3 protein-coding genes are annotated in these 4552 nt (G+C 40.4%); all 3 read left to right on the top strand.

Features of this window, described 5'->3' with window-relative positions; all coding sequences use genetic code 11:
- Positions 1 to 1741 (top strand): glycoside hydrolase family 2 TIM barrel-domain containing protein (locus tag Q8907_13165; protein MDP4275220.1); only part of this gene is annotated, 1741 nt, incomplete at its 5' end.
- A 276-nt stretch (positions 1742 to 2017) separates the two neighbouring features.
- A complete protein-coding gene (locus Q8907_13160; protein MDP4275219.1) occupies positions 2018 to 2815 on the top strand; it encodes a tRNA threonylcarbamoyladenosine dehydratase in 798 nt (265 codons plus the stop codon).
- Between the two features lie 248 nt (positions 2816 to 3063).
- A complete protein-coding gene (locus tag Q8907_13155) occupies positions 3064 to 3942 on the top strand; it encodes a hypothetical protein (GenBank protein ID MDP4275218.1) in 879 nt (292 codons plus the stop codon).
- The last annotated feature ends 610 nt before the right edge of the window (positions 3943 to 4552 follow it).

The following is a 4552-nucleotide window of genomic DNA, read 5'->3' as shown; positions in this document are numbered from 1 at the left end:
CAATGAAGCCGGTTTCGGCATTAATTTTGAGAATACTTACCGCTGGCTTAAGCAACGCGATCATTCTCGTCCTGTTCAATATGAACGGGCAGGGCTGGAACCTTTTACCGACATATATTGTCCGATGTACGCGCCAATTGACCATCTGAAAAAATACACTGCCCAAACAGAAGAACGCCCGCTGATCATGTGCGAATATGCCCACGCCATGGGAAACAGCACTGGAAATTTTCAGGATTACTGGGATGTCATTGAAAGCAGCAAATACCTTCAGGGCGGTTGCATCTGGGACTGGGTTGACCAAGGCATGGCCCAGAAAACTAAAAAAGGAGAATTTTTCTGGGCTTATGGTGGCGATTGGGGCCCTGCCGGCACGCCCAGCGATGGCAATTTCTGCGATAACGGGCTGGTATCTGCCGACCGTGCGCCACATGCAGGTGCCTGGGAAGTGAAAAAGGTATATCAGTATGTCAAGGTAAAACCGGTTGATCTTGAAAAAGGAATCATCCGCCTGGTTAATAAGTATGATTTCACCAACCTGGATCATTTCGACCTGAAATGGGAGCTTAAAGCTGATGATCAAACCATCAGCAGCGGAACAATAAGCGATTTGTCCGTCAACCCGCACGATAGTTCGGATGTCGTTCTACCCTACAAAGTTCAAAATCCGCAAAATGGCGTCGAATATTTTCTAAACACCAGTCTGGCCTTGAAAGAAGATCAACCCTTGATAAACAAAGGCTTTGAAGTTGCCTGGCAACAGTTCAGGCTTCCTTTTTATCAGATTCCCCAAACCGTACAAACAAAACAGGCAACTGTCAAACTGATAAACGGCAAAGAAAAAGCCAGGATTACCGGCAATGACTTTACCGTTGTTTTCGATAAAAACAAGGCAAAGCTTGACTCTTTCGAGTACAAGGGAACCTCATTGCTGAAAGAAGGCCCGGAACCTAATTTCTGGCGTGCACCCACCGATAACGATTATGGCAACAAGTTGCAGATCCGTTGCAAGGTATGGCGTAAGGCCGGGGCCAACCAGAAGGTGGAATCCGTGAATATTAAAAAGATTGACGATGGTAAAGTCAGGATTGAAGTAATTTCTTCACTGCCTGATGTGTCTTCCAAATACTTAACCACATACACCATCACCGGCAATGGCGAAATACAAATCACCGGGCATCTGGTACCGGGAACAGGCCAATTGCCCGAAATTCCGCGTTTCGGCATGAAGCTGGTGATGCCTGCCGGTTTTGGAAATATCAGCTGGTTTGGCCGTGGCCCTTGGGATAATTATTGGGACAGAAAGAGCGGAGCCAATGTCGGCCTGTATACAGCCAAAGTTAGCGGTGAAGCTATCTTCCCGTATGTCCGCCCGCAGGAAATTGGCAACAAAACCGATGTCCGCTGGTTTGCAGTAACCAATGACAAGGGAATCGGGCTGATGGCCGTAGGCATGCCTTTAATAGAAAGCAGTGCCCTGCATCATTCTGTTGACGACCTTGATTCGGGTGATGACAAGGACCAGGCCCATGCCCATCCTGTTGATATGCCCAAAAGGTCAGAAACCTACTTCAACATCGACTATAAACAAATGGGCGTAGGCGGCGACAACAGCTGGGGTGCAAAGACCCACCCGGAATATACCATCCCTGCCGGTGAATATTCCTATACTTTCACCCTGAAACCCGTAGATATACAAAACGGCAGCCTGATGCAGATGAGCAAAAATATCGTTCTCTGATAAGCGAATACAGATCATTTAAAAGAGAAGCACGGCACAAGTCCGTGCTTTTCTTTTAAGCGCAAAATCTGAATGAAAGTTTCCCGGATAGTATTTTTGTTATATATTTTGAAGAAAGACTGGAACAGAACAATCATCAATCCTTAGCAAAATAAAAGTTGCTGTCGGAAAGGAAGGAATGTAAAAATGCATAGCCAACTATTGGGCACCGGTATAAAAATCATTCCAGGTTCTTTCTTTTTCGTTACTTTTGCCCGAATTTATCAGGAATTTAACATGAACATCGAAAAAGGAATATTTCAACGTACTTCGCTTTTATTCGGCGACGAAAAAATGGAACAAGTGGCTCAAAAAAGTGTCATTATTTTCGGAATTGGTGGTGTGGGAAGTTGGTGTGCAGAAAGTCTGGTGCGTACAGGAATAAGGAAAATAACAATTGTTGATTCAGACAGGGTTTGTATAACAAATATTAATCGGCAATTGCACGCTACGACCAAAACAATAGGCAAAATAAAAGTAGAAGTGCTTAAAGCCCGTTTGCTGGAAATTAACCCCAATGCAGAAGTGACTGCTATTCAGCAAATTTACAATCAGGACAATCACGATTTTTTTCATATCGAAACCTACGATTACATTATTGATGCCATTGACAGTCTGAGTAGTAAAGTGCATCTTATCCGTATGGCTACCAAAACCAACAGCGTATTTTTTTCATCGATGGGGGCCTCGCTTAAGATTGACCCGACTCGCATAAAGGTTACCGAATTTTGGAAAGTACAGGGCTGCCCGCTGGCGGCGCGCCTTCGTAAAATGATCAGACGAGGCGCCCTTCCTGATAAACCCTTTCTATGCGTATACAGTGACGAGGTGCTCGACAATAAAGGATCGGGAACCACTTGCGGAACCGATAAATGTTTATGTCCAAAAGCAAAATTTCTTACAGGTAATCCGGAACTGTCGAATCACGAATGGTGCAGCACCAAGGCTGTTATCAATGGAACTACCGCACATATTACGGCTATTTTTGGCTTTACCATTGCCGGGCTGGTGATCAGGGATATTTATAATCACTAGTTTTTTATTGAAACAGAACTCAAGGTGATTTTGTACAACAACAAATCTATTGATACATTTTAAAATACTGCATCAAATAAAATCATCAATAAAAATAAAAAATAAGAAAAAAAAAGTATATTTGGTTAACTATGAACCAATAATGTTAAACCAAATAAAAAAACAATATGAAACGAATATTGTATTTTCTTATCATCGCACTTGTGTGTAGTTGTTCAAAAGAAAAAGGTGGAAAATTAGTATGCAGTATGACATACAATTTAACAAACCCCAAGAGCGGATTAATTGAAAAGAGTTCAGGTCTATCAAAGACTTATTCAACAACTGACAGGTATACCCAATTCGGGGATTATATAACCAGCCTTACCCCCAGTGTTTTTGTCATCAAATTCCTCGATATAAGGCTATGTAGTACCTGGGAAAATCAAATGAATAATTTAGCAATCATTGATAATAATAATTTTGCCTGGTCCTCTGCAGAACGTATTGCTAATTTCAGCCAAAACAGTACGGTCAATATTAATTTGAATGGAAATATTGCCCAGGATGTCAATATGATTTACCTTGTCTCCATCCCTATGTTTTATTATCAGGAATTTGAATTGCCGGAACAATATTCCAATTTTACTATTGACATGGCTGGTTCAAACAACTTAACCTATCTTAATTTTGGTGGAAGCAATAACATAGACTATTCTACTGCCAGTTCAGGTATTGGAGGAATAAAGGTGGGCCGAATTATTAAAGGAAGCAATAATCCATTAATGGCTCCAATATTTGATCAAAACTGGACAGGATTTAACGGAAATTTTCCTGAAATGCCTCATACTACCGTATTTGGGAATACAGACTCCACCTTTATTTTTTCCAGCAAGGGGGGTGCCTCCAAAGATGATCCATTAGGAACCGGGGGGGATATTATTCGAAGTAATAAATTTAATTCCATCACACTTCATGCCATACCCAATGGGGAAACAAAAACCTTAGTTGGAATTATGAATTTTAATACTTCCAACCTGATACAGATATATGCCGGAAAAGACAATATACCTTTTACCTCGGATGATATTTTTGTTTACGCCCCTAAATATTGGGAAAGGCTTTCAGTAAATTTAGCCTCTTACTAACATTATAGAAGCATTAATTCCTCTTCGTTGAGAATAGAGGGTTGTTGAACAAAAAGCCCGCCCTGGCATTTCTCTTATAAATAAATTACAGTTAGAAGTTGCTTATTCAATGTATATTACGGCCGGACTTGATTCCGGCCGTAATCATTGGTCTCCTGGTTTTCACTGGAGTATAAATTTACTAGGCATAATTCTGACTATTTTAGGCCAACTTTTATTTCTTATTGCGCAGAAGCAGAATAAATTTTTCTCAAGTACAATCAGGATTCCAACTGACAGAGAAAATGATGTTTGTGAGACCGGATTATATAAAATAGTCAGGTATCCGGCTTACCTGGGCTCGATTATTAAAGCAGCAGGATTTCCATTACTCTTTGGCTTTTTATGGAGCATAATACCCGTATGTTTGTTGGTCGTTCTATTCATAGTAAGAACATATCTGTAAGATAAAATTTTAACAAATGAATTGAAAGGTTATCTTGAATACACCGGGAAAACCCAATATAAAATTATTCCATTTGTTTTGAATATAAGTATTCCTAAACTAATCAGATTTAGTTGGTTTGCAATAAGTTTATAACAATATTTAAAAACATGCCTTTTTTTCTTT

It is taken from the genome of Bacteroidota bacterium (assembly GCA_030706565.1).
Classification (GTDB): domain Bacteria; phylum Bacteroidota; class Bacteroidia; order Bacteroidales; family JAUZOH01; genus JAUZOH01.
The sequence above is the reverse complement of the archived record's forward strand: the minus strand, read 5'-3'. Positions and strand labels throughout refer to the sequence as shown.

Coding starts and splice junctions, on each gene's coding strand:
- Q8907_13160 (MDP4275219.1), top strand. CDS start 2,018: ATGAACATCGAAAAAGGAATATTTCAACGTACTTCGCTTTTATTCGGC.
- Q8907_13155 (MDP4275218.1), top strand. CDS start 3,064: ATGACATACAATTTAACAAACCCCAAGAGCGGATTAATTGAAAAGAGT.